Origin of the sequence: Thermobispora bispora DSM 43833, assembly GCF_000092645.1 — a bacterium.
Classification (GTDB): domain Bacteria; phylum Actinomycetota; class Actinomycetes; order Streptosporangiales; family Streptosporangiaceae; genus Thermobispora; species Thermobispora bispora.
On sequence record NC_014165.1, the window covers coordinates 1,250,210 to 1,275,301 of the forward strand.

General features: G+C 73.3%; 18 protein-coding genes. 9 read left to right on the top strand and 9 right to left on the bottom strand.

Going from position 1 to position 25,092, the window contains the following annotated elements; translation table 11 throughout:
* Nucleotides 1-30: 30 nt before the first annotated feature.
* From TBIS_RS05515 to TBIS_RS05530, 4 genes are all read right to left on the bottom strand, one after another.
* Nucleotides 31-1,509 carry a glycoside hydrolase family 3 protein gene (locus TBIS_RS05515; protein WP_013131357.1) on the bottom strand — a complete coding sequence of 493 codons (1,479 nt, stop codon included), beginning with the start codon at nucleotides 1,507-1,509 and terminating at the stop codon, nucleotides 31-33.
* A 108-nt stretch (nucleotides 1,510-1,617) separates the two neighbouring features.
* Entirely contained in the window at nucleotides 1,618-2,469 is an 852-nt protein-coding gene (locus TBIS_RS05520) for a carbohydrate ABC transporter permease (protein WP_013131358.1), read from the bottom strand.
* Nucleotides 2,466-3,470, bottom strand: coding sequence for a carbohydrate ABC transporter permease (locus TBIS_RS05525; RefSeq protein WP_013131359.1), 1,005 nt, complete (start codon nucleotides 3,468-3,470; stop codon nucleotides 2,466-2,468). The genes TBIS_RS05520 and TBIS_RS05525 overlap by 4 nt, the downstream gene beginning before the upstream one ends.
* 5 nt (nucleotides 3,471-3,475) lie before the next feature.
* Nucleotides 3,476-4,807, bottom strand: a complete 1,332-nt coding sequence (locus tag TBIS_RS05530) for a sugar ABC transporter substrate-binding protein (RefSeq protein WP_013131360.1) — start codon at nucleotides 4,805-4,807, stop codon at nucleotides 3,476-3,478.
* A gap of 422 nt (nucleotides 4,808-5,229) precedes the next feature.
* Here TBIS_RS05530 and TBIS_RS05535 point away from each other — a divergent pair, with 422 nt between their 5' ends.
* The 4 genes from TBIS_RS05535 to fahA all read left to right on the top strand — a co-directional run bounded on the left by TBIS_RS05535 (nucleotide 5,230) and on the right by fahA (nucleotide 9,171).
* Nucleotides 5,230-5,787, top strand: coding sequence for a MarR family winged helix-turn-helix transcriptional regulator (locus TBIS_RS05535; protein ID WP_013131361.1), 558 nt, complete (start codon nucleotides 5,230-5,232; stop codon nucleotides 5,785-5,787).
* A gap of 125 nt (nucleotides 5,788-5,912) precedes the next feature.
* The gene (locus tag TBIS_RS05540) at nucleotides 5,913-7,112 is read left to right on the top strand and encodes a homogentisate 1,2-dioxygenase (RefSeq protein WP_013131362.1); all 1,200 of its coding nucleotides are present in this window, start codon (nucleotides 5,913-5,915) and stop codon (nucleotides 7,110-7,112) included.
* Entirely contained in the window at nucleotides 7,109-7,990 is an 882-nt protein-coding gene (locus tag TBIS_RS05545) for a hypothetical protein (RefSeq protein WP_013131363.1), read from the top strand. The genes TBIS_RS05540 and TBIS_RS05545 overlap by 4 nt, the downstream gene beginning before the upstream one ends.
* A complete protein-coding gene (fahA, locus tag TBIS_RS05550; RefSeq protein WP_013131364.1) occupies nucleotides 7,987-9,171 on the top strand; it encodes a fumarylacetoacetase in 1,185 nt (394 codons plus the stop codon). Before TBIS_RS05545 ends, fahA begins: the two co-directional genes overlap by 4 nt.
* Nucleotides 9,172-9,562: 391 nt before the next feature.
* On the opposite strand, the gene TBIS_RS05555 is transcribed toward fahA, so the two are convergent.
* The 4 genes from TBIS_RS05555 to TBIS_RS05570 form a co-directional block, all read right to left on the bottom strand.
* Nucleotides 9,563-10,912: an MFS transporter gene (locus TBIS_RS05555; protein ID WP_013131365.1), complete on the bottom strand. Its 1,350-nt coding sequence runs from the start codon at nucleotides 10,910-10,912 to the stop codon at nucleotides 9,563-9,565.
* 212 nt (nucleotides 10,913-11,124) lie between these two features.
* The gene (locus tag TBIS_RS05560) at nucleotides 11,125-13,479 is read right to left on the bottom strand and encodes a cytochrome P450/oxidoreductase (protein ID WP_013131366.1); all 2,355 of its coding nucleotides are present in this window, start codon (nucleotides 13,477-13,479) and stop codon (nucleotides 11,125-11,127) included.
* A gap of 269 nt (nucleotides 13,480-13,748) precedes the next feature.
* Entirely contained in the window at nucleotides 13,749-14,417 is a 669-nt protein-coding gene (locus TBIS_RS05565; RefSeq protein ID WP_013131367.1) for an IclR family transcriptional regulator, read from the bottom strand.
* 192 nt (nucleotides 14,418-14,609) lie between these two features.
* The gene (locus tag TBIS_RS05570; protein ID WP_148231461.1) at nucleotides 14,610-19,547 is read right to left on the bottom strand and encodes an ATP-dependent helicase; all 4,938 of its coding nucleotides are present in this window, start codon (nucleotides 19,545-19,547) and stop codon (nucleotides 14,610-14,612) included.
* 108 nt (nucleotides 19,548-19,655) lie between these two features.
* On the opposite strand from TBIS_RS05570, the gene TBIS_RS05575 reads away from it, so the two are divergent.
* From TBIS_RS05575 to TBIS_RS05585, 3 genes are all read left to right on the top strand, one after another.
* Nucleotides 19,656-19,850 (top strand): DUF3046 domain-containing protein, encoded by a 195-nt coding sequence (locus TBIS_RS05575; RefSeq protein ID WP_013131369.1) that lies wholly within the window; start codon nucleotides 19,656-19,658, stop codon nucleotides 19,848-19,850.
* Between the two features lie 130 nt (nucleotides 19,851-19,980).
* Entirely contained in the window at nucleotides 19,981-20,859 is an 879-nt protein-coding gene (locus TBIS_RS05580; protein WP_013131370.1) for an ABC transporter ATP-binding protein, read from the top strand.
* A gap of 61 nt (nucleotides 20,860-20,920) precedes the next feature.
* The gene (locus tag TBIS_RS05585; RefSeq protein WP_013131371.1) at nucleotides 20,921-21,997 is read left to right on the top strand and encodes an ABC transporter permease; all 1,077 of its coding nucleotides are present in this window, start codon (nucleotides 20,921-20,923) and stop codon (nucleotides 21,995-21,997) included.
* A 95-nt stretch (nucleotides 21,998-22,092) separates the two neighbouring features.
* On the opposite strand, the gene TBIS_RS05590 is transcribed toward TBIS_RS05585, so the two are convergent.
* Nucleotides 22,093-22,368: a hypothetical protein gene (locus TBIS_RS05590; protein WP_013131372.1), complete on the bottom strand. Its 276-nt coding sequence runs from the start codon at nucleotides 22,366-22,368 to the stop codon at nucleotides 22,093-22,095.
* Between the two features lie 736 nt (nucleotides 22,369-23,104).
* Here TBIS_RS05590 and recA point away from each other — a divergent pair.
* Entirely contained in the window at nucleotides 23,105-24,202 is a 1,098-nt protein-coding gene (recA, locus tag TBIS_RS05595; protein WP_013131373.1) for a recombinase RecA, read from the top strand.
* Between the two features lie 159 nt (nucleotides 24,203-24,361).
* Nucleotides 24,362-25,000 carry a regulatory protein RecX gene (locus TBIS_RS05600; RefSeq protein WP_242384340.1) on the top strand — a complete coding sequence of 213 codons (639 nt, stop codon included), beginning with the start codon at nucleotides 24,362-24,364 and terminating at the stop codon, nucleotides 24,998-25,000.
* Nucleotides 25,001-25,092 lie beyond the last annotated feature (92 nt).

Below are 25,092 nucleotides of genomic sequence, written 5' to 3' on the forward strand. Positions count from 1 at the left end.
CCGGCCGCGCGCCGGGCGCCGCCCGCGGGGTCAGCCCCGCAGCAGCTCGACCGCGGCCTGGGCGTTCGCCCGGGCCGCGCCGTACGTCGCGATGTAGGCGGCGGCGGGCGGCCGCCAGATCGGCAGCCCCATCTCGACGATGACCGCGTCCGGCCGCTCGGCGAGCAGCGCCGAGATCAGCTCCCTGCTGTGCGCGTGCCGGTGGGCGTCCTTCACCACGATGATCAGGGAGCGCCCGGCCGCCCGGTCCAGCAGGGCTCGGGCGTCGGCCTCCGCGGGCTTCACCCGGGCGACCTCGGCCTCGGGCAGCCAGGGCGCGAGCCCCCAGGGCACCTCGCCGACCGCGATGCTCGGCGGGGTGTCGAGCTCCACCACGAACGGATCCACCAGGGGCGGTGCCGTACCGGTGAGCGAGACCGCGCGCCGGGCCGCGGCCAGCCCGATCCCATCGCTCCCGGCGGCGCGCTCGTGCGGGGCCGCGAGCCACTCGCGCAGCCGGGCGACCCGCTCGTTCGCCTCCTCCAGGCGGGAGAGCGGGAGCCGGCCCTCGGCGACCGCGTTCCGGATCCCGGCGAGCATCTCCCGGATGTCCTCCGGCGTGGGCAGCGGGCCGAGGCAGAGCAGGTCGGCCCCGGCCGCGAGGGAGCGGATCGCGCCCTCGACCAGGCCGACGCTCTTGCTCACCGCGTGCATGTCGAGCGCGTCGGAGATCACCACGCCGTCGAAGCCGAGCTCCTCGCGGAGCAGGGTGGTGAGCGTCGCGCGGCTCAGCGTGGCCGGCAGGTCGCCGGTGAGCTCGGGGATCGCCACGTGCGCGGTCATGATCGACTTCGCGCCGGCCTCGATGGCCGCGCGGAACGGGACGAGCTCGCGCTCCCAGAGCAGCTCCCGGGAGGCCCGCACCACCGGGATCTCCAGGTGGGAGTCCTGGGAGGTGGCGCCGTGGCCGGGGAAGTGCTTCACGCAGGCCGCCACCCCGAGCGACTGCAGGCCGCGGACCGCGGCGACCGTGTGCCGGGCGACCAGGTCGGCGGACGAGCCGAACGACCGGGTGCCGATGACCGGGTTGTCGTCGGCGGTGTTGATGTCGGCGACCGGGCCCATGTCGAGGTTCACCCCGCAGGCGGCGAGCTCGGCGGCGATGGCCCGGTAGACCTGTTCGGTCAGCTCCACGTCGTCGACCGCGCCCAGCGCCGCGTTGCCCGGGTACGGGCTGCCCGTGTGGTAGGCGAGCCGGGTGACGTCGCCCCCCTCCTCGTCGAGGGAGATGATCGGGTGGCCGGCCGCGTTGAGGCTCGCCGTCAGGGCGGCGACCTGCCCGGGGTCGCGCACGTTGAAGCCGAAGAGCGTCACGCCGCCGAGGCCGGCCTCCAGACCGCGCAGGACCCACTCGGGGGCGGTCGTGCCCTGGAAGGCGACGAGCAGCGTCCCCGCCGCCAGGCGGTGCAGCCCTTGGTCGCGCACGGACGGATCGGCGACGCCGTACCCGGGATCGCGGGATGCGGACATGCTGAATCGGCTCCTTGTCTCGGTGGGTGTGCTGCTCCGGCGGTGGGCGCGGTACGGCCGCGCCGGGGTGCGGCGCCGCCGTACCGCCGGGCGGGCGGCCGCCGGCGTCTATCCCTTGACGGCGCCCGCGACCAGGCCGGAGACCATGCGGCGCTGGATCAGGAGGAAGAAGACGAGGACCGGGATGGTCATCAGCGTGGAGGCGGCCATGATGCCGCCCCAGTCGGTCGAGCGCTGCCCGACGAAGAAGCCCAGGGCGACCGGCATCGTGTACTTGCCCTGGTCGTTGATGAGGGTCAGCGCGTAGACGAACTCGTTCCAGGTGGTGATGAACGAGAAGATGCTCGTCGCCACCAGGCCGGGGGCGACGAGCGGGAACAGCACCCGCCAGAACGCGGTCGCCCGGCCCGCGCCGTCGATCCAGGCCGCCTCCTCCAGCTCCTTCGGCACCGCGGCGACGAAGGTGCGGAGCATCCAGATGGAGAACGGCAGGGTCAGCCCGACGTTCACCACGACCAGGCCGAGCAGCCGGTCGTAGAGCCCCAGCCGGTTGATCGTGGTGAACAGCGGGATGAGCAGGGCCTCGGCCGGGACCATCTGGACGATCAGCAGCAGGATCAGGAACGTGGTGCGGAACCGGAACCGGAACCGGGCCACCGCCGTGGCGGCGAGCAGCGCGAAGACCGCCCCCACCACCACGGTGGCGAGGGCGACGATCGCGCTGTTGAGCAGGTACCGCCAGACCGAGTGCCCCGCCACCCCCTTGACGAACACGCGCGAGACGTGGTCGAGCGACGGCGGGTCGGGGAAGGGGATGAACTCCGTGGTGAAGATCTGGTCGTTCGGCTTGAACGCCGTCGCGACCATCCAGTAGACGGGGAAGACGGCGAAGAGGAAGACCGCGATGCCGGCGGCGTTGAGCGCGGCCCGGCCGATCTTCTGGCGGAGGAGCGGGCTCATCGGACGTCCTCCGTGGTCACGATCTGCCGGACGTACACGCAGGTGACCACGAGCAGGATGGCGGTCAGCACGACGGCGATGGCCGCGCCGAGGCCCATCTTGGGCGGGTTGCTGAACGCCTCGGCGTAGCTCCACAGCGACAGGTTGAACGCCTCCCGGTTCACCGTGCCGCCGGCCAGCAGGTAGAGCTGTGTGAACACCTTGAAGTCCCAGATGATCGAGAGCACGGTGAGCACGGCGAAGATCGGCTTGAGCATCGGGAAGGTGATCTTCCGGAACGTGGTCACCCCGCCGGCGCCGTCGACCACGGCCGCCTCGTACAGCTCACCGGGGATGCTCTTCAGCCCGGCGAGCACCGACACGGCGATGAACGGGAACGACGCCCACACCACCGTGACGATCAGCACGAAGTACAGCGTCACCGTGTCGTTGAACCACGGGTAACCGGTCCAGTCGGCGCGGCCGAAGAGCAGGCCGGAGAGACCGTCGGGGAGCAGGTTGAGGGCCCAGTTCACCACCCCGGAGTCCGGGTCGAACATCCACTTCCACACCACGGCCTGCGTGGTCGGTGGCGTCGCCCAGGCGGCCATGATGCCGACCACCACGAAGGTCGACATCTTCGGGCCGAGCCGGTGGAGCAGCAGGCCGACGAGCGTGCCGAGCACCAGGGTGAGCGCCACCGTGATGAGCGCGAAGACCACGGTGTTCCGCAGCGAGGACCAGAACAGCGGGGACTCCAGGACCCGCTGGTAGTTCTCCAGGCCCACGAACTCGGCCGGCGCCGGGTTCTCGGCCCTGATCTGCCGCAGCCCGACCTGGTGGAAGGACATCACCACCATCCGGCCGAGCGGGTAGAGCAGCAGGGCGGCGATGACCAGCAGCCCCGGGGCCAGCAGGGCGTACGGCACCACCCAGTGGGGCAGGCCGGAGCCGCGTGGCGCCCGGGGCGCCGGGGCGGAGGTGCCGGCTCCGCCCCGGGTGATCGTCGACGTGCGCGCCATGACCCTTACTGGTTGAGGATCGCCTCGAGCTCGGCGTTGGCGTCGGCCAGCGCCTGGTCGATGCTCTTCTTGCCCTCGATCACCGCGCGGGCCGCGTTCTGCAGGACCGCCTTGGTGTCGTTGGCCTCGGCCCAGTTCGGGCTGGCCGGGAAGCCGCGGGCCACCTTGAAGGTCTCGGTGAACGGCTTCTGCGCGGGGTCGGCGCCGAGCTCATCGAGCGCCTCGGGGTAGAGCGGGAGCAGGCCGCCCTCCTTGGCGTACCGCACCCCGAACTCCTTGCCCGCGGCGAGCTTGAGGTACTCGGCGGCGAGCTCGAAGTTCTTGGTGTCCTTCCAGATCGCGATGTCGTTGCCGCCCTGGAAGGCCGGGGCGGGGCCGCTGCCGTCCTTGGACGGGACGGAGAAGAAGGCCATCTTCGACTCGTCGATCTTGCCCTTGCTCTGCTCCTTGATCGCGGCGATGTCCCAGCCGCCGGTGATGTACATGCCGACCTTGCCGGCGGCGAACCGCTGGGCGATCTCGACGGAGTTCTGGGTGAGCCGGCCCTTGCCGGAGACCCCGTGCTTGGCGACGAGGTCCGTGTAGAACTGGAAGCCCTCCTTGAAGCCCGGCTCGGTGAGCTTGCCGACCCAGCGGCCGTTCTCGAAGACCGCGAAGTCGCCGCCGGCCGACCAGACGAACGGGGAGAGGGACATGTTCGCGTCGGAGCCGCCGTTGAAGGCGAAGCCGTCGACGTCCTTGCCCTTCGCCTCCACGATCTTCTTCGCCGCGGCGACGAGCTCGTCCCAGGTCTTCGGCACCTCGATGCCGAGCTCCTCGAACCAGTCCTTGCGGTAGAGCACCGCCCGGGTGCCGCCGCCCCAGGGGACCGCGTGGATCCGGCCGTTGATGGTCTCGTAGCTCCACAGGTTCTGCGGGATCTGCTGGAGCTCGGGGTCGTTCTTGACCACGTCGGTGATGTCGGCGAGCGCCTCCAGCGCCACCCAGGCGGCGACCTGGTCGTTGCCGATCTCGGTCACGTCCGGGCCCTCACCGCCGGCGAGCGCGGCCGTCCACTTCTTCTGGGCGTCGGGCCAGGGGATCCACTGGACCTTGACGTCCGCGCCGGTCTTCTGCTTGAAGGCCGCGTTGAGGTCGTCCATGTACTTGTTGGAGACGTCGGTGGGGGCACCGAGACGCCATACGGTCAGGGTCTGGCCGGCGAACTTCTGGCCGGTGGCCGCCGACGCGTCCGCGGACGGCGCCGTCCTGGCGGAGTCGTCGGATCCGCATGCGGCGAGTCCCAGGGCCAGGGCGGCGGTCGCGGTGGTCGCGGCCGCGATCTTCAGGATTCTCATCTGCGGGTCTCTCCCTTCCCGGCCTCGCGTCGGAACGCGCGGCCGGGGAACCGGTGTCCCACGCCCGGTTCCGGCGCGCGTTCCTTCCGGTCGGCGATCACGGCGCCCCGAGGCCTGAGCGCCCGGGGTGAACGGCAAACTAACAAGAAACTTTCTTAAGAGAAACCCTTGTTAGCGTATCGTGATGAGAGCGGGTCCCACCGGTGAACCGGGGATCCGCCCGCCCGCCGGCGCGGTGGTGCCGCCCGCGCCGGCGGGCCCGGCCGCCCGCGCCCGGGACCCCGCGGTACGGCCGCCGCCGGGCGCGCCCGCCGTACTTCACGGGCACCGGAGCGCCGCGTGGAGCGCGCGGGATGGTAGTTCAAGCATTTACTAACCAGCCGGTGCGGTGACCGGGCCATGGGGTCTTTAAGGTGAGGGGCATGGCCGGCAACGATCTGGAGCAGGGCGCCACGTCACGCGCGGGTGAGCCCGACTTCTGGTCCTTCATCGAGCTCGCCAACCGCCGGCTCGCCACCGAGTACGGCTTCCCCCACCGGCTCGCCACCGAGGTGCTGCTCACCCTCAACCGCGCCTCCGACGTCGTCACCTACGACCTGGAGGCCGCGGTGCACCGGCCGCGCGGGCTGTCGTGGTCCGGGTTCCGCCTGCTCTTCGTCACCTGGCTCGCCGGCCCGCTCGAGCCCAAGCGCGCGGCGACGCTCACCGGGATGAGCCGCGCGGCAGTCTCCAACCTCAGCAAACGCCTGATCGCCGACGGCCTGCTCGCCCGCACCCCGGACGAGCACGACGGCCGGTCCGTACGGCTCTCGCTCACCGAGAAGGGGCACGAGACCATGGTCGAGGTGTTCCGGGCGCAGAACGAGCGGGAGCACGAGTGGACCAGCGTGCTCACCGAGACCGAGCAGCGCATCCTCATCATGCTGCTCAACAAGCTGATCACCAACCGGGACCAGTTCGACGTCCGCGGGCGCCACTGAGCGCCGCGCCGGCGTCCCCGTTTCCGGGTCTTGGCGGCCTTTTGCGGCCCGCCCCTACCCAAAACTAGTTAACACATTTACTATGTTGCCCACCGTAACCACCGCAGCCACGCTGGAGGCGAGCCATGGCGTACTACCGCCGGGTGGGCGACGTCCCGCCGAAGCGCCACACGCAGCACCGGGATGAGACCGGGCGGCTCTACTACGAGGAGCTCATGGGCGAGGAGGGCTTCTCCTCCGACTCCTCGCTCCTCTACCACCGGCACCTGCCCTCGGCGATCGTCGGCTTCGAGCCGTGGGAGCCGCCGGACCACACCACCACGCCGAACCACCCGCTGCGCCCCCGGCACCTGCGGCTCCACGCCCTCTTCCCGGGCGACTCCTGGCGGGACGCCGACGTGGTGACCGGGCGCCGGATGATCCTCGGCAACGCGGACGTGCGCATCTTCTACGTGGCGGCGGGCAAGGAGTCACCGCTGTACCGCAACGCGACCGGCGACGAGCTCGTCTACATCGAGTCCGGTGAGGCCGTCGTCGAGACCGTGTTCGGCCCGCTCCGCGCCAAGACCGGCGACTACGTGGTCATGCCGGCCTCCACCATCCACCGCTGGCTGCCCCAGGGCGGCGAGCCGCTCCGCGCCTACATCATCGAGGCCTCCGGCCACGTCGCGCCGCCGAAGCGCTACCTTTCCCGGTACGGCCAGTTCCTCGAGCACGCGCCGTACTGCGAGCGGGACCTGCACGGGCCCGAGGAGGTGCTCTGCGTCGACGGCACCGACGTCGAGGTCCTGGTCAAGCACCGCGGCCCGGGCGGCATCGCCGGCACCAGGTTCGTCTTCGAGCGCCACCCGTTCGACGTCGTCGGCTGGGACGGCTGCCTGTACCCCTACACCTTCAGCATCTTCGACTTCGAGCCGATCACCGGGCGCGTCCACCAGCCGCCGCCGGTGCACCAGGTCTTCGAGGGGCACAACTTCGTCGTGTGCAACTTCGTGCCCCGCAAGGTCGACTACCACCCGCAGGCCATCCCGGTGCCGTACTACCACTCGAACGTCGACTCCGACGAGGTGATGTTCTACTGCGGCGGGAACTACGAGGCGCGGAAGGGCTCCGGGATCGGCCAGGGCTCGGTCTCGCTCCACCCCGCCGGCCACACCCACGGCCCGCAGCCCGGCGGGTACGAGCGGAGCATCGGCGTGGAGTTCTTCGAGGAGTACGCCGTCATGGTCGACACCTTCCGCCCGCTCGAGCTCGGCGAGGCCGCGCTCGCCTGCGACGTCGACGGCTACCAGTTCAGCTGGGCCGCGCAGAGGCAGGGGAAGTGACCGCGCCGGCCGGGGTCCCGGAGTTCGCGCGGGCGCTCCTCGACGACGCGGCCATGTTCCCGCCCGGGCTGGCCCCGCTCGCGGAGGCGGTACCCGCGCACCGGCGGCACGAGTCCGCGCCGTACGCCGGGCTCGTCGGCCCGCTCGTGGTCGCCGCGGACGCCCTGGATGAGCTGGCCGGGCTGCTGCCCGCCGGGGACGGTCCCCGTCTGCCCCTCACGGTGACCGTCCCCGGCGGCCCGGCCGCGGCCGCGGCCGCGCTCGCCGCCGCGGCCGCCCTGCCGGTGGACCTGCGCGCCGTGGAGGTCGCGGTCCCCGACGGGATGGGCGCGGATCGGCTGCTCGCCGAGCTGGACCGGGCCGGCTTCGGGGAGGGCGTGCACGTCTACGTGGAGGTGCCACGGGACGAGCGCCGGCCCGGGATCATCGCGGCGCTCGCCGCCACCCGGTACCGGGCGAAGTTCCGCACCGGCGGAGTCCGGGCCGAGCTGTACCCCGGGGAGGCGGAGCTCGCCCGGGCGGTGAAGGCGGCGGTCGACGCGGGCGTGCCGTTCAAGGCCACCGCCGGCCTCCACCACGCGGTGCGGAACACCGACCCCCGCACCGGGTTCGAGCAGCACGGGTTCCTCAACCTCCTGCTCGCCACCGACGCCGCGCTCCGCGGCGCCGGCGAGGACGAGCTGGCCCGGGTGCTCGCCGAGCGGGACGGCGCCGCGATCGCCGCCCGCGTGGCCGGCCTCGGCGACGAGCGGGCCCGTGCCGTACGGGAGGCGTTCGTGTCCTTCGGCACCTGCAGCATCGCCGAACCGCTCACCGACCTCGTCCGCCTCGGCCTGCTGCCGCCGGAGATGTCGCCCACACAGGAAGGGACCGCATGACCAGGATCGACATCCCCGAGGGATCGCCGTTCGGGCTCGACAACCTGCCGTACGGCGTGTTCTCCACCCCGGGCACCCCGCCGCGGGTCGGCGTCCGGGTGGGCGACGCCGTCGTCGACCTCGCCCGGGCGCTCGGGGACGAGGTGTTCGCCCGGCCGTCGCTCAACGCGTTCATGGCCCAGGGCCATCGGCGCTGGGCCGAGGTGCGCGAGCGGATCGCCGAGCTGGTCCGCGGCGACCTCCCCGACGACGCGGTGCACCCGGTGGGCGGGGTGCGGCTCCACCTGCCGTTCGAGGTCGGCGACTACGTCGACTTCTACGCCTCCGAGCACCACGCCGCCAACCTCGGCCGGCTGTTCCGCCCCGGCTCCCCGCCGCTGATGCCGAACTGGAAGCACCTCCCGGTCGGCTACCACGGCCGCGCCGGGACCGTGGTGGTCTCCGGCACCGACATCGTCCGCCCGTGCGGGCAGCGGAAGGCCCCCGGCGATCCGGCCCCCGCCTTCGGCCCGAGCCGCCGCCTGGACATCGAGGCCGAGCTCGGGTTCGTCATCGGCACCGGCTCCGCCCTCGGCGAGCCGGTGCCCTGCGAGGAGTTCGCCGAGCGGGTCTTCGGCGTGGTGCTCGTCAACGACTGGTCGGCCCGGGACATCCAGTCCTGGGAGTACGTGCCGCTGGGGCCGTTCCTCGGCAAGAGCTTCGCCACCTCGATCTCCCCATGGGTGGTGCCCCTGCTCGCGCTCGAGGCCGCCCGGGTGAGCACGCCGCCCCAGGACCCGGTGCCGCTGCCGTACCTGCGGGAGAGCGCGCCGTGGGGGCTGGACATCGAGCTCACCGTGGCCTGGAACGGCCAGGTGGTCAGCCGCCCGCCGTACCGGGAGATGTACTGGTCGCCCGCGCAGATGCTCGCGCACATGACGGTCAACGGCGCGTCGACCCGCACCGGCGACCTCTTCGCCTCCGGCACGATCTCCGGCCCCGGCCCGGACCAGCGCGGCTCGTTCATCGAGCTGACCTGGGGCGGCAAGGAGCCGATCGAGGTGAACGGCGAGCCGCGCACCTTCCTGGAGGACGGCGACGAGGTGGTGATCTCCGCGACCGCGCCCGGCGCCGGCGGCGGCCGGATCGGCTTCGGCGAGGTGCGAGGGCGCATCCTCCCGGCCCGGTGCCCCGCCTCCTGACCCGTACGGCTCGCCCTCGGTACGGCCCGGCCGGTGCCCGTCCCGGCCGCATCGGGCGGGCCGGCCGAACACCATGCGGGCATGGCCCCGGTGCCGTGGCCGGCGGCATGGCCGGCCGGCTTTCGGCCCGGATCGGCGCGGATCCCTGATCGAGCGGCACGGCCGGCGGAGGAGACCGGGCCTGGATGTGGACATCGACCCGGCGGGGGACCGGCCTCGGCCCTGGACGCCGACCCGGCGGGCGGGCGGCCTCGGCCATGGACCCCGGCATGGAGGCATGGCCCGCGGATGTCCTGCCGGGCATGCCCGCCTCCGATCCCGCCCCGGGATCGGCCCGAAACGACGAGGCCCACCGTGGCACGCGGCCACGGTGGGCCTCCGCGTCACCGGGTCATGCCACCCGGTCGAGGTCGAGCCCTCTGGTCTCCGGCCCGGTGACCACCGCGATGAACGTGATCGCCATGGTGACCACCAGGTAGGCGATGACCATGCCGACCCCGAAGCCGTTGATCAGCCACACCGCGATGAACGGGGCCGGGGCGCCCGCGATGATCGACGAGCCCTGGAAGACCAGGGAGGCACCCGCGTAGCGGTACCGGGTCGGGAAGAGCTCGCTGATCCAGGCGGCCTCCGGCCCGGCCAGCGCGCCGTGGAAGAACGCGCCGACGCAGACGCCGATCCACAGCAGCGGGACGCTCTCGAAGTGCACCAGCCAGAAGAACGTGGGCGCCCAGATGATCAGCACGCCGCTCGCCACCAGCATGGCGGTCTTGCGGCCGACCCGGTCGGACCACGCGCCGCCGCCGATCATGCCGATGAACTGGAACAGGGAGCCGAAGGTGACCGCGAGCGTCACATCGCCGCGGTCGAATCCGAAGAAGGTCGTGGCGTAGGCGATGACGAAGACGGTGTAGATGTAGAAGGCGATGTTCTCGCCGAGCCGCATGCCGAGCCCGCGGACCACCTGACGGGGCCGGGAGAGGGCGAGGACGATGCTGGACCGGCCGTGCGTCTCCGCCTCCGCGGCCGCCCGGGCCGCCTTGGCGTTCTCCTGCGCGCGCTGGAACACCGGCGACTCCTCCACGCCACGGCGGATCCAGAAGCCGATGGCGAGCAGGGGCGCCGCGAGCAGGAAGGCGATCCGCCAGCCCCAGGTCTCGAAGCTCCCCGCCGGGACGGTCAGCCCGAGCACCGTGATCACCGCGGCGGCGAGCACCGTGCCGGCCGGCGCGCCCGCCTGCGGCCAGGACGCCCAGAACCCACGGCGGCGCGGCTCGCCGTACTCGCTCACCAGCAGCACGGCGGCGCCGAACTCCCCGCCGAGGCCGAAGCCCTGCAGCAGGCGCAGGATGACGAGCAGGAAGGTCGCGGCGATCCCGATGTCGTGATAGGTCGGGAGCAGGCCGATCGCCGTGGTGGCGCCGCCGATGAGCAGGAAGGTGACGACCAGCATGGGCTTGCGCCCGAACCTGTCACCGAGGTGGCCGAAGACGATCCCGCCGAGCGGGCGGGCGACGAAGCCGATCCCCTGGGTGGCGAGGGCGAGCAGGAGCTTGGTGAACCCGTCGTCCCCGGGGAAGAAGAGCGGTCCGAGAACGGTCGCGGCGAGCACCCCGTAGACCGCGAAGTCGTACCACTCCAAGACGGCACCGATCATGCTGCCGGTGAGCACCCGCTTGAAGCCGGGGGTGGCGCTGCGTTGACCGATTTCGGCCTGGCCGTGGGCGACCTTGGGCGTCATGGTCTGTCCTTTCGATCGTGGCTGTGCCTCTTCGCCCCGAAACCGAGGCCGCGATGTCGCCAGGGATGTATGGCGGCAGCGAGAGCAGAGGCGGGGGGTGTTGTCGAAAGCGCAACAGGTGGTGAGGGGGGATGGTGGTGTGGGATTCGGGAATGCGCGGTGGGGGATGATCGTTTCCGGCCGGCCGCCGGCGACGGCCGGCCGTACCCAGATCAGAGGCGCAGGGTGATGCTGCCGCCGCGGGCGCGCGAGCAGCAGGTCATCATCGAGGAGTGCTGCGCCCGCTCGGCCTTGGTGAGCACCATGTCGCGGTGGTCGACCTCGCCCTCCGCGACCGGGACCTCGCACGTGCCGCACAGGCCCTCTTCGCAGTCGCTCAGCACGTCGATCCCGGCGGCGCGGAGCGCGCCGAGCACGGTCTGGTCGGCCGGAACCCGGATCACCCGGCCCGAGTCGGCCAGCCGGACGTCGAAGGCGTGGTTCTTCGCCGGGTCGAACCGGTCGAGCGCGGAGACGAAGCTCTCCACCCGGACCGCGTCGTCCGGCCAGTGCCGGGTCGCCTCGGCCACCGCGTCGAGCATCCGCTGGGGGCCGCACACGTAGATCTGCGTGCCCTCCTGCGGCTCGGCGAGCAGCCGGGCGATGTCGAGCCGCGTCCCCTCGGCCGAGCGGTAGAGGGTGAGCCGGTCGCCGTGGTCGCGCCGCAGCCGACCGAGGAAGGCCATGGCCGCGGCCGACCGGCCGCAGTAGTGGATGTGGTAGTCGGCTCCCCGGCGGCGGGCGCGATCGGCCATGGTGATGATCGGGGTGATCCCGATGCCGCCGGCGATGAAGACGTACCGCCGCGCGCCTGGGTCGAGCGGGAAGTTGTTCCGCGGGCCGCGCATCAGCAGCACGTCACCGACGGCGAGCCGTTCGTGCACGTACCGGGATCCGCCGCGGCTGTCCGGGTCCTTGAGCACCGCGATCTGGTACGTGGACCGGTCATCGGGGTCGCCGCAGAGGCTGTACTGCCGGGTGAGCCCGCCCAGCTCGAGATCCACGTGGGCGCCGGGGGACCATGCCGGCAACGGCTTGCCGTGCGCGTCGGCGAGCGTGATCCGCACGATCCCCTCGGCCTCGGGCTCGATCGCGAGCACGGTCACCGACCGGGGGAGCGGGCGCCGGGCGGAGCCGATCTGCACCGGAAGCCGGCGGCGTAAGATCTCCGGGTTCGTGCGCTCGGGGTTGCGCGCCGGATCCCACTGCACCCACAGGTGCTCCGGGCCGCGGAACGAGATGTTGGGCAGGTAGCTGAACCTCTGGCCCGGGACCAGCTCCATGTGCGGCAGCCGGGTGGTGAGCTCCTGCAGGATGATCTGGAGCTCCATCCGGGCGAGGTTCTTGCCCATGCACTGGTGGGCGCCGTAGCCGAAGGTCAGGTGATCGCCGGCGTTCTCCCGGCGGACGTCGACCTCGTCGGGGCCGTCGAACCGCCGCTCGTCGTGGTTGGCCGATGAGGTGACGATGAGAAGCTTCGCCCCTTTGGGGATCTCCACGTCGCCGATCTTGGTGTCGGTGGTGGCGATGCGCCGCCAGGCCTTGACCGAGCCCGAGTGGCGCAGGCACTCCTCGACCGCGTTGGGGATGAGGCGCTGGTCGGCGCAGATCTCCTCCCACACCGGGCGGTTCTCCAGCAGCAGCCGGATCGCGTTCGCCGCGGCGTTGGCCGTGGTCTCGTGCGCGGCCACGATCCCGGCCATCATGATCGAATGCAGGTACGAGTCGGTGATCACGTCCGGCATCTGCGGCTGTAGCCGGATCGCGTACGGCATCCAGCCGGGCCCCGAGGGGTCCTGGCGCATCCGGTCCAGGACCTCGCCGGCGAACCGCCAGAACCGGCCCACCGACTCCGCCACGGCCACCTGCTCTTCCTGCGTCGGGCGGCCCCACGTGTTCACCACGTGCGCGACCGAGTACTTGCGCAGCATGGCCATGTCGTCCTCGGGCACGCCGAGGAAGTGCAGCGCGACCGTGAGCGGGACGTCGTAGAGCATCTCCTCGACCAGGTCGGCCTTGCCCGTGTCGATGATCCGGTCGACGTGCTCGCGGACGAGGCGCCGCACCAGCGGCTCATGGTGGGCGAGCTGGGCGGGGGTGAACGGCTCCATGAGCGCGCGCCGGCGCCGCATGTGGACGGGTTCGTCCTCGTTGACGAGGGTGCGCCTCATCGCGTAGCCGTACCGCTCCAGCACGGCGGTGGCCTCGTCGCAGACCGGGGTGACCTTCTCCAGCGCGATGGACGGCGAGAAGGTGATGTTGTCGCGGAAGACCGCCTTGACGTCCTCGTACCGGGTGACCACCCAGTAGCCGAGCCGCGGGCTGTAGAACACCGGCTCTCCGTCCCGCGACCACCGGAGCGAGCCCGCGGGGTCCTCCTGGAAGGTCTCGTGGAACGGGTCGAACGCGGCCGCGTTCGCCGAGATCGGGCGGCCGCTCGGATCGACTCCGGGGTGGAACGGGCATCCCGTGGCCGCGGGAGCGGCATCCCCTGACCCGCGGATGGCGGCAACCGGCTCTGAGCCCATCGCGTCTCCCTTCGCAAGGCCGGTGACCTGCGGTTTTACTCATATCGAACACTTATGTGCGATATGAGTAACGTGCCAGCAGAGTAAGGTGCGTCACAGGTCAAATCAAGGGTGTTCTGCGGGTGATTTGCCTGGAACGTTCCGTAATGGGAGAAAGGGCGCGGCCGGACGTGCCGTGAGCGGGTGCGGGGGAGGAGGGCCTCAGCCGTCGATCAGCCCTCGACCGGCTCCGAGCCGGCCGCGGGCCGGCGCGGCCAAGGCGGGCGGCCTCAGCCGTTGATCAGCCGTCCGAGGTGGCGTGCCGCCTCTGTGACGGCGGCGGCGGCCAGCTCCGTGTCGAGCCCTTCGGTGGAGACCACCCCGACGCTGCGCTCGATCGCGCCGGTCGGCACGCGGATGCCCGCGGCCACACCGACCGCGCCGTGCTGGAGCTGGTTCCTCGTCAGGCTGAACCCGTCCCGGCGCGCCTGCCGGACCAGCTCGGGGTCGCCGGGGCGCTCCGGGCGCATGGCGAGGATCGCGATCCCGGACGCGCCCTTGTTGAGCGGGTGCCTGCTGCCCACCCGATAGCCCACGCTCAGCACGGCGTCCTTGGGCTCGGCCACCATGATCACGACGCAGGTGTCGCCCTCGGCCGCGGCGATGAACGCGGTCGCCCGGGTGCGCTCGGCGAGGTCCTGGATCACCGGGCGGGCGCTGTGCATGAACTGGGGCTCGAAGCGCGAGGCGAGCAACGCGACTCCCACCCCGAGCCGGATGCGGCCGTCGCCGGTCCGGGTGACCAGGGAGTGGGCCTCCAGCGTCGCCACGATGCGGTAGCAGATGGCCCGGTGGGTCTCCAGCCGCTTGGCCAGATCGGCCACGGAGATCCCCGACGGGCTCTGCGAGATGATGTCGAGTGCCCGGAGCCCGCGGTCCAGGGTGTGCAGGATGCTCATCGACTTCCTTGCCGCATGCGTCGCCTCTGGAGATCCTAGCCCCGGCCCTTGGGGGTCCCATCTGCGGTCTCGCGGCGATGCGTGCCCCGCGCGTCACCCGGTACGGCACGCGTCAGCGGTACGGCGCGCCGCGTCCCCGGCCGGCGACCGGCCGATCCCGGCGCCCCGTGGCCGGGGCGGAGCCGGGACGGCTCACGCGCGGATGCGCAGGCCCCGCGGGGTCGGGTGGAACCCGGCCTCCTCCAGGACGGCGGCGATCGGTGATGCGGTGATCGGCGCCCCGTTCGCCCGCTCCACGGTGAGCTTCTCCAGGGCGCCCATCCGCACGGTGGCGGCGAGCGCGCGCGCCGCGGGCGCCAGATCGTCCTCCGAGCCGAAGGACAGCAGGCTCTTCCCGCCGCGCTCGAGGTAGAGGGCGAGCCTGCCGTCCACCAGCACCACGAGCGCACCCGCCTTCCGCCCCGGCCGATGGGCCGCGTCCGCCGGCCCCTCCGGCCAGGGCAGGGCCGCGCCGTACGGGTTGGCCGGGTCGGCGGCGGCGAGGACGACCGCCTGCGGGGCCGTCCGGGCCGGCCCGGTGCCCGGCGCCGCGGACGGCGGCGCGCCCGTCACGGGCCACTCGGAGGGGCCCGCCACGGGGTGCGCGGAGGCGGACGCGTCCGGCCGGTGGACCATCGCGCGCATCCGGTCGACCGCCCCGGGCAGGGCGAACTGGGCCGCGCCGAGACCCTCGACGAAGTACCCCCGGCGGCACCGCCCGCTCTCCTCGTAGGCCCGCAGGACCTGGTAGATCGCGGAGAACCCCCCGGGCGGCCGCTCGGCCGTGATGCCGCCGCGGGTGAGCACGCCGTGCCGGTTGAGCAGCGCCTCGGCCTGGGCCTGGGCCCGCCGCGTCTCGTCCTCGGCCGGGGCGGGCACCAGCCACCACCGGCCGCTCACCGTCGGCGGCCCGCTCCGGGTGGGGAGCATCGGCCTGCGGCGCCGCGCCGTACGGGGCCGGTGGGCGGGCCGCCCGGTGCCGAGCACCGCGCGGAGCGGGGCGAGGGTGTCCCCGGTCACCCGGCCCGCCCAGACCAGGTCCCACAGCGCGGCGGCGAGCGCCGCGTCGTCGGGCACGGCCCCGGGGTGTCCGGCGCCGGCCCGCGCCGCCGGCGAGGTCCGCCCGGGCGGTGCCTGCGCGGACGATGCCCCTCCGGGCGGTGCGGCGCCCGGGCTCCCGGCCGATGCCGCCGTCCCGGGATCCGCGAGGTCCCGGAGCATCGCCGCGCCGACCCGGTCGGACAGCTCGCGGAAGAACAGCGCCCCACCGCCGCTCAGGACCTCGATGATCCGCTCGTGCAGCGGGGTCATGGTGATCTCCAGCGGCCGGGGGAGCAGCAGCGGGGCGGTGTCCGCGAAGTAGAGCGCGACCCAGCCGTCACCCCCGGGCAGGGACCCCTGACCGGCCCAGATCACCTCGCCGGAGGCGGTGAGCTCGTCGAGCAGGTCCGGTGAGTAGCCGGGGACCCGGGCCGGCAGGATCAGGGTCTCCAGCGCGGACGCGGGGACCGCCGCGCCCTGCAGCCGCTCGATCGCGTCGACGAGGGCGTCCATGGCCCGGTCGCGCCAGGAGCCGCCCGGCCGGTATGCCGGGCCGGTCCCGGTGGCCCCGATCGCGGGCCGGCCCGCCTCGGCACCGTCCCCGGGGACCGGCGCGATGCCGTGCCAGGCGGGGAGGAAGGCGGCGAGGACCTCGGGCTGGACCGGTTCGACCTCCTTGCGGAGCCGGGCGAGCGACCGGCGGCGGAGCATGCGCAGCACGCCCGCGTCGCACCACTCGGCGCCCCGGCCGCCCGGGCGGAACTCCCCGGAGACCACCCGCCCCGCCGCAGCGAGGCGGCGCAGCGCGTCCTCGATCACGGCGACCCCGACGCCGAACCGGGCGGCCGCGGTGCCGGCGGAGAACGGGCCGCGGGTCCGGGCGTGCCGCGCCACGAGATCGCCCAGCGGGTCCGGCCGGGCGGCGGGCGTGTCCGGCCCGCCGTGATCCGGCGGCTCCAGGAACTCCCGGGGCACGCCCGGGGGGAGCGGCACCCCGAGGGCGTCGCGCAGCCGCCAGGCGTCCTCGGCCGCCGCCCACTGCTCCCGGCCGGCCACGCGCACCCGGATCGCCCGGCGCTGCCGTTCCAGCTCGGCGAGCCAGCCGGGGTCGCCGCCCCGGACCGCGACGTCCTCGGCGAGCAGCGGGCCGTGCGAGCGGAGCAGGTCGGCGAGGTCCTCGGCATCCCGGAGCGGCCGGTCCAGCCGGGCCAGCTCCCGCTCGGTCTCCGCCACCACCTCGGGGTCGAGCAGCTCGCGCAGGTCGGCCTGGCCGAGCAGCTCGGCGAGGAGCGCGCTGTCGAGCGCGAGGGCCTGCGCCCGGCGCTCGGCGAGCGGCGCGTCGCCCTCGTACATGAACGCGCCCACGTACCGCAGCAGCAGCGACGCGGCGAACGGGGAGGCCTGGGCGGTCTCCACCTCGACGATCCGCACCCGCCGGGCCGCCACGTCCCGCAGCAGCGCCACTAGGCCGGGCATGTCGAACACGTCCTGGAGGCACTCGCGCACGGTCTCCAAGACCACGGGGAAGCTCGGGTACCTGCTCGCCGTGGCGAGCAGGTGCGCGGCGCGCTGGCGCTGCTGCCACAGCGGGGTCCGCCGGCCCGGCAGGCGGCGGGGGAGCAGCAGGGCCCGCCCGGCGCACTCGCGGAACCGCGCGGCGAACAGCGCCGACCCGCCGAGCTCCTCGGTGACGATCCGCTCGATCTCGTCCGGGTCGAAGAGGGCGAGGTCGGTGAGGGGGTCGTCGGTGGTGTCCGGGATGCGCAGCACGATGCCGTCGTCGGCGTGGATCGCCTGGGCGTCGATCCCGTACCGCTCGCGCAGGCGACGGCCGATCGCGAGCGCCCACGGCGCGTGGATCCGCGTGCCGTACGGGGAGTGGATCACCACGCGCCAGTCGCCCAGCTCGTCGCGGAAGCGCTCCACCACGATCGTGCGGTCGTCGGGCACGTACCCGGTGGCCTCCCGCTGCTCGGCCAGGTAGGCGAGCAGGTTGCGGGCGGCGTACTCGTCCAGCCCGGCCGCCCGGAGCCGCTCGCGGGCCGCCCGCGGCTCCGCGCCGGACAGCTCCCGGAGGAAGGCGCCGATGGCGCGGCCGAGCTCGGCCGGCCGGCCCGGCGCGTCGCCGTGCCAGAACGGCAGCTTGCCCGGCTGGCCCGGGGCGGGGGAGACGAGCACCCGGTCGGCCGTGATCTCCTCGATCCGCCAGGAGGTGGCGCCGAGGACGAACACGTCGCCGGGCCGCGACTCGTACACCATCTCCTCGTCGAGCTCGCCGACCCGCGACCCCTTCTCCCCGGCGAGGTACACGCCGAACAGCCCGCGGTCGGGGATGGTGCCGCCGCTGGTGACGGCGAGCCGCTGGGCGCCGGGGCGGGCGCGCACGGTCCCGGTCACCCGGTCCCAGACGATGCGCGGCCGCAGCTCGGCGAACTCCTCGCTCGGGTAGCGGCCGGCGAGCATGTCGAGCACCGCCTCGAGCGCGGTCCGCGGCAGCGTGGCGTACGGCGCCGCCCGGCGGATCACCGCCTCGAGCTCGTCGACCTTCCACTCGTCGAGCGCGGTCATCGCGACGATCTGCTGGGCGAGCACGTCGAGCGGGTTGCGCGGGTAGCGGATCTCCTCGATCAGGCCGGCCCGGACCCGCTCGGCCACCACCGCGGTCTGGATGAGATCCCCCCGGTACTTGGGGAAGATCACGCCACGGGAGACCGCGCCCACCCGGTGGCCGGCCCGGCCGATCCGCTGCACGCAGCTCGCCACGCTGGGCGGGGCCTCGACGCAGGCCACCAGGTCGACCGCGCCCATGTCGATGCCGAGCTCGAGGCTGGAGGTGGCGACCACGGCCGGGAGGCGGCCCGCCTTCAGCGCCTCCTCGATCTGGGACCGCTCCTCCTTGGAGACCGACCCGTGGTGGGCCCGGGCGACCTCCCGCGGCGCGCCCGCGGCCACCCCGGCCTGCGCCATGATCTCGGCGGGCGCCCCGCCGGGAGCGCCGCCCGCCCCGCGCGGCCGGCCGTTCCGCGCCGGATCCGCGGCGAGCCCGTCCGCCCCCGGGCCGTCCGTCTCGGTGCCCAGCGGTCCGCCGTCCCCGGCCCGCCGCTCCTCGGCGAGCTCGTTCAGCCGGGTGCACAGCCGCTCCGAGAGCCGCCGCGAGTTGGCGAACACGATCGTCGACCGGTGGGCCTCGATGAGGTCGAGCAGGTGCCGCTCCACGTGCGGCCAGATGCTCCGCCGGTGCTCGGGCGGCACGCCGTCCGCGCCCGGGGCCGGGGGAGCGAGCTCGGTCATGTCCTCGACCGGGACCACCACGTCGAGCTCGATCGACTTCTCCGCCGGCGGCTGCACCACCACCGCCGGGCGGGCCCCGCCGAGGAACGCGGCCACCTCGCCGACCGGCCGTACCGTCGCGGACAGCCCGATGCGCTGCGCGGGGGCCGGCAACAGGGCGTCGAGCCGTTCCAAGGTGAGCGCCAGGTGCGCGCCGCGTTTGGTGGCCGCGATCGCGTGGACCTCGTCTACGATCACGGTCTCCACACCGCGCAGCGCCTCGCGCGCCCGCGAGGTGAGGATGAGGTAGAGCGACTCGGGCGTGGTGATCAGGATGTCGGCCGGCCGGGCGGCGAACCTGCGCCGGTCCTCCGCGGTGGTGTCCCCCGAGCGGATCGCCACCGAGATGTCCGGCGCCGGCAGGCCCAGCCGCAGCGCGGTCTGCCGGATGCCGGCGAGGGGAGCGCGCAGGTTCCGCTCGACGTCCACGGCGAGCGCCTTCAGCGGGGAGACGTACACCACCCGGCAGGTGCGCGGTGCGGCCGGCCGCCCCTCGGGGGGTGGATCCCCGCCGTCCCGCATCCGCTCCGCGGCGAGCCGGTCGATCGCCCACAGGAACGCGGCGAGGGTCTTCCCCGAACCGGTGGGCGCGACCACCAGCGTGTTCTCTCCCCGTGCGATCGACGACCAGGCGCCCTCCTGCGCCGCGGTGGGCGTGACGAAGGCGGTGGTGAACCACTCCCTGGTCACCGCGCTGAAGCAGTCGAGCACGCTCACCAGCCCATAATGCCCACGCCGCCCGACAGAACCGTCCGGCTATGAGGCCCGGGGGACGGAGGCGCCGGGCCCGGATGGCGGGCACGGCCCGCCCGGCCATAGGGTGAGGTCATGCGTCTGTCGGACTTCTGGGACCGGATGCGCCGCCACTTCGGTGAGACGTACGCCGAGTCGTGGGCGAAGGACTTCGTCATCGCCCGGCTCGGCGGCCGGACCGTCGAACAGGCCCTCGCGGACGGCTTCTCGGCCAAGGAGGTCTGGCAGGCCGTCTGTGAGATCGAGGACGTGGATCCGAAACTCCGCTGATCCGCGTGGCGGTGCATCCGAAACGCCGTCGCCGGGATGCGCCGGGTGGGATTTTTCATACTTTGTCGGCGCAGGCATCTGCTTGAATCACGCTTGACCCTGCATCAGCGACGCGTGATCGAGGCGGCCTGTGCTTGAAATCGACGACCTGCGCAAGCGCTTCAAGGAGAAGACGGCGCTCGACGGAGTGAGCTTCACCCTCCGGCCCGGCGAGATCTTCGGATTCGTCGGCGCCAACGGAGCGGGCAAGACGACGACCATGCGGATCATCATGGGCGTGCTCGAGCCCGACTCCGGCGAGGTGCGGTACCAGGGCCGCCCCCTGACCCCCGACGACCGCCGGACCTTCGGCTACATGCCGGAGGAACGCGGGCTGTACCAGAAGATGCGGGTCGCCGAGCAGATCGAGTACTTCGGCCGGCTCCACGGGCTCGGCGCCAAGGCGGCGCGCCGCGCCACGGCCGAGCTGATCGAACGGCTCGGCCTCGCCGAGCGCCGCAACGACGCGATCGAGGCGCTCTCCCTCGGCAACCAGCAGCGGGTACAGCTCGCCGTCGCGCTCGTCCACCGCCCGGCCGTGCTCATCCTCGACGAGCCGTTCTCCGGCCTCGACCCGCTCGCCGTCGACACCCTCGCCGGCGTGCTGAAGGAACAGGCCGCCTCCGGGGTCCCGGTCATCTTCTCCAGCCACCAGCTCGACCTGGTCGAACGGCTCTCCGACTCGGTCGGCATCATCTCCGCCGGGCGCATGATCGCCTCGGGGACGGTCGCCGAGCTCAAGGCGCGGGAGGGCCGCAAGCGGCTGAAGGTCGTGGTCAGCGGCGCCCGGCCCGGCTGGGCCGACGGGCTCCCCGGGCAGGTCACCGAGGCGGGCGACCGGCAGGTGCTGATCGCCGAGGACGGCGACGGCCAGGCGATCCTCCGCGCCGCGCTCCAGGCCGGGCGGGTCGAGCACTTCGGATGGCAGGAGCCGACGCTCGCCGAGCTGTTCCGCGAGGTGGTGGCGTGAGCGGCGGCGGGCAGGGCTGGGCCGGCCGGTCCGGGGACCGGCCGCGAGGTGAGGAGAGGTCATGAGCCGGATCGCGCTGGTGGCACGGCGGGAGATCGTCACCCGGATCAGGACGAAGAGCTACGTGATCGGCCTGGTGCTGAGCGCACTGATGGTGGTGGCCGCGGCGGCCGTCCCCAGGATGATCGGCGACCAGACGTACGACGTCGGGGTGGTCGGCCCCGTCCCCGCCGCGGTGGAGGGCGTCGCGTTCCGGCCGTACCCGGACGAGGCCGCCGCCCGCGCCGCCGTGCTCGCCGGGGAGATCGACGCGGCGCTGATCAACGACGAGAAGGTGCTCGCCCACGGTGAGCTCAACGAACGGCTCGGCCTCATCCTGCAGAGCGCGCACCGTGAGGCCAAGATCGCGGCCGCCGGGATCACGATCACGCCGTTGCGCGTGGAGTCCGTGGGGGAGGACGCGGAGCACACCGGGATGCGCACCGGGGTGGCCGCGCTCCTGGTGATCGTGCTGTTCTTCCTGCTCATCTACACCGCGATGTACGTGGCGATGGGCGTGGTGGAGGAGAAGGGCAGCCGGATCGTGGAGATCCTGCTCACCTCGCTGCGCCCCTGGGAGCTGCTCGGTGGGAAGATCATCGGGCTCGGGGTGCTCGGCCTGATCAACCTCGGCGTGATCGTCGTGGCCGGGCTGGGCGCCGCCTTCGCCATGGGCACCGAGCTCCCGCCGGGGATCGGCGGCGTGGTGGCCGGCGCGATCGGCTGGTTCGTGCTGGGCTACCTCTTCTTCGCCACGCTCGCGGCCGCCACCGGCTCGCTCGTCTCCCGCCAGGAGGAGCTCAACAGCGTCATCGCGCCGCTGACCATGCTGATGTCGCTCACCTACCTGGTGGCGTACGCGGCCGCCTTCCAGCCCGGCGGCGCCTTCGCCCGGGTCTTGTCGCTGATCCCGCCGTTCTCGTCGATGGTGATGCCGGTGCGCATGACAACGGGCGACGTGCCGATCTGGGAGATCGCCCTGTCGGCGGTGCTCATGGCGGCGGCCACGGTGGGCGTCCTGCTCGCCGGCGCCCGTGTCTACGAGCGGGCCGTGATCCGCACCGGGGCGAGGGTCAAGCTGCGCGAGGTCATCGGCTGAGCGGGCGCCGGTCGGCCGCGCGGTCATCGGGCCGGGCGCGGCACCGGCGCGGCCGGCCGCGCGAGCGGATCGTCCCCCGTCCGAGGGACGGGCCGTCACTCCGGGGCGGCGAGCAGCTCCTTGAGGAGATCGGCGGTGTGCGCGGGGTCGCCCGCGCGCTCCTGGCCCTTCGGCGACCACAGGTAGACCCAGCCGTCCGGGGCGGGCGAGGCGAGGACCATGGTCTGCTTCCTGGTCTCCGGATGCCAGACCCACAGCACGGGCTCGCCTTCGCCGACGATGCGGCAGGACAGTCCCCGCTCCGGGAGCTGACGGGCGAGCGCGTCCAGGAGAGCGCGACGCTGCTCGCCGTACGCGCTGCTGCTCGTCACGTTGCCGCCTTCGAGGAGGACATCGCCGTGTGTCAGGGCCTTGTCCCAGGATCGCGGCCGGCCATCTCGGCGACAACCAAGGCGAGGTAAGGGCAGGAGAATGTAACGTCTCCGCTGGCCCGGTCCCATGCCGGCGGCCACGCGCGGCGATCGGCGGCCGTTGCCGCAGGGCTGCGGTCGCCCCGGCGGGCCGGCCGGGTCGCCTGACCGTTCCTTGGTACGGCGGGGCGTGTCCGATCGCCCGGCGGTACGGCCGGGCGTGTCCGGGCGCGCAGGGCCCCGGTCGCCGGGGCTCCTGGCCGGCCTGAGCGGCGGTCGGCGTGCCCGAGCGCGCAGGGCCGCCGGCCTCGCCCGATCGGTACGGCGGAGCCCACCCGGGCGCGGCCGTACGGTGCGGGCCCGTGCGTGCGCGCCACTGTCGCACGCGGATGGAGTGGCAGTGAACTAGCTCGCTGAGGGCCCGTGCGCGCGCCACTGTGCCAGAACCCGGCGTCCGGTGCGTGGCCCGGCCTGGTGGCGGGCCACGTCCTCCCGGCGGGAGCCTCCGCCGGGCGTCCCGGGATCACGCCGTCCGGCGGGTGATCGAACAATAGTTCGGCTATAGTTGAGTGGTCGCTGGCCGCGGCGCCCCGGCCGCATTCCGGCGGCCCGTGATTCGGGGAAGCCCGGGAAAATGTCGGCGGCGCCCCGTAGCGTTCCGGTGACCGAGCAGACGACGACCCTCCCAGGGGGACCAATGGCACTCAGCGATCGCGAGAAGGCCCTTGAGACCGCCCTCGCGCAGATCGAGCGGCAGTTCGGCAAGGGCTCCGTCATGCGCCTCGGCGACGAGGCGCGCGCTCCGATCGAGGTCATCCCGACAGGTTCCATCGCCCTCGACGTCGCCCTCGGCATCGGCGGCTTCCCCCGCGGCCGGATCGTGGAGGTCTTCGGCCCGGAGTCCTCGGGTAAGACGACCGTCGCGCTGCACGCGGTCGCCAACGCGCAGAAGGCCGGGGGCATCGCCGCGTTCATCGACGCCGAGCACGCGCTCGATCCGGAGTACGCCAGGAAGCTCGGCGTCGACGTCGACGCGCTGCTCGTCTCCCAGCCGGACACCGGGGAGCAGGCCCTCGAGATCGCCGACATGCTGATCCGCTCCGGGGCGATCGACATCATCGTCATCGACTCGGTGGCGGCGCTGGTGCCGAAGGCGGAGATCGAAGGGGAGATGGGGGACAGCCACGTCGGCCTCCAGGCGCGCCTGATGTCCCAGGCCCTGCGCAAGGTCGCCGGCGCCCTCAGCCACACCCGGACCACCGCAATCTTCATCAACCAGCTCCGCGAGAAGATCGGCGTGATGTTCGGCAACCCGGAGACCACCACCGGTGGCAAGGCGCTGAAGTTCTACGCGTCGATCCGGCTGGACGTCCGGCGGATCGAGACGCTCAAGGACGGCACCGAGCCCATCGGCAACCGCACCCGGGTGAAGGTGGTCAAGAACAAGCTCGCCCCGCCGTTCCGCCAGGCCGACTTCGACATCCTCTACGGGGTGGGCATCTCCCGCGAGGGCGGCCTCCTCGACATGGGGGTCGAGCAGGGGATCGTGCGGAAGGCCGGCGCCTGGTACACCTACGAGGGCGAGCAGCTCGGCCAGGGCAAGGAGAACGCCCGGAACTTCCTCAGGAACAACCCGGACATCGCCGACGAGATCGAGAAGAAGATCAAGGAGAAGCTCGGCATCGGCCCGCGCCTCGACACCTCCTCCGGTGCCTCCGGCGCGGCGGCCTCCTCCGCCTCCGCGACCCCGGTGACCGGGCGCGGTGCCAAGGCCGCGGTGCCCCCGGCCCGGTGACGTCTGAGCGCGCCGGCGGGAGGTGACCGGGTGATGCCCGGCCTGGACGGAGCCGACCCGGCCGGCCCGGCTCACGGCCCGGACGACGCGGCCGATCCCGGGCAGGCGGAGCCCGGCGTCTGGCAGGAGGAGCCCGGCGTAGACGGGCACGGCCGGGCGCTGACCCGGGGTGACCGCGGACGGGGCTCCGCGGCGCGGAGCGCGCGCCGCGGAAGCGGCCGGAGCGGCCGGCCGGGACGGCGGTGGGCCGCCCCCGGCGCCGAGCAGGCCGGCCCCGGGGGAGCGGGCGCCGACACCGACCCGGAGGCGGAGGCGAAGGCGATCTGCCTGCGGCTGCTCGCGCGGGCCCCGCGGACCCGGGCGCAGCTGGCCGACGCTTTGCGCAGGCGGGGCGTGCCCGAGGAGACGGCGCGGGCGGTGCTCGACCGGTTCGCCGAGACCGGGCTCATCGACGACGAGGCGTTCGCCGACGCCTGGGTGAGCTCGCGGCACCTCGGCCGCGGGCTGGCCCGGCGGGCGCTCGCCCACGAGCTGCGGCATCGCGGAGTGGCCGAGGAGACCGTGCGGCGCGCGATCGACCGGCTCGACCCGGAGCGGGAGATCGCGACCGCGCGGGAGCTGGTGGCGCGGAAGCTCGCCGCCACCCGGGGCGCCGACCCGCGGGTCCGGGCGCGCCGGGCCGTGGGGATGCTCGCCCGCAAGGGGTACCCCGCCGGTTTGGCGTTCCAGCTCGTCCGGGAGGCGCTGGAGGCCGAGGGCATCGAGGCGGACGACCTGGGGCCTTCGGGCGATCCGTGACGTCCTTCTGGGATATCCTTGGCAATCTTTGCTTGCCCGTTACCTGTTCGACGCTTAATCTCGACCGCAGTGAGGAGTTACTCCGCACAGCG

Coding starts and splice junctions, on each gene's coding strand:
- TBIS_RS05515 (WP_013131357.1), bottom strand. CDS start 1,509: ATGTCCGCATCCCGCGATCCCGGGTACGGCGTCGCCGATCCGTCCGTG.
- TBIS_RS05520 (WP_013131358.1), bottom strand. CDS start 2,469: ATGAGCCCGCTCCTCCGCCAGAAGATCGGCCGGGCCGCGCTCAACGCC.
- TBIS_RS05525 (WP_013131359.1), bottom strand. CDS start 3,470: ATGGCGCGCACGTCGACGATCACCCGGGGCGGAGCCGGCACCTCCGCC.
- TBIS_RS05530 (WP_013131360.1), bottom strand. CDS start 4,807: ATGAGAATCCTGAAGATCGCGGCCGCGACCACCGCGACCGCCGCCCTG.
- TBIS_RS05535 (WP_013131361.1), top strand. CDS start 5,230: ATGGCCGGCAACGATCTGGAGCAGGGCGCCACGTCACGCGCGGGTGAG.
- TBIS_RS05540 (WP_013131362.1), top strand. CDS start 5,913: ATGGCGTACTACCGCCGGGTGGGCGACGTCCCGCCGAAGCGCCACACG.
- fahA (WP_013131364.1), top strand. CDS start 7,987: ATGACCAGGATCGACATCCCCGAGGGATCGCCGTTCGGGCTCGACAAC.
- TBIS_RS05555 (WP_013131365.1), bottom strand. CDS start 10,912: ATGACGCCCAAGGTCGCCCACGGCCAGGCCGAAATCGGTCAACGCAGC.
- TBIS_RS05560 (WP_013131366.1), bottom strand. CDS start 13,479: ATGGGCTCAGAGCCGGTTGCCGCCATCCGCGGGTCAGGGGATGCCGCT.
- TBIS_RS05565 (WP_013131367.1), bottom strand. CDS start 14,417: ATGAGCATCCTGCACACCCTGGACCGCGGGCTCCGGGCACTCGACATC.
- TBIS_RS05575 (WP_013131369.1), top strand. CDS start 19,656: ATGCGTCTGTCGGACTTCTGGGACCGGATGCGCCGCCACTTCGGTGAG.
- TBIS_RS05585 (WP_013131371.1), top strand. CDS start 20,921: ATGAGCCGGATCGCGCTGGTGGCACGGCGGGAGATCGTCACCCGGATC.
- recA (WP_013131373.1), top strand. CDS start 23,105: ATGGCACTCAGCGATCGCGAGAAGGCCCTTGAGACCGCCCTCGCGCAG.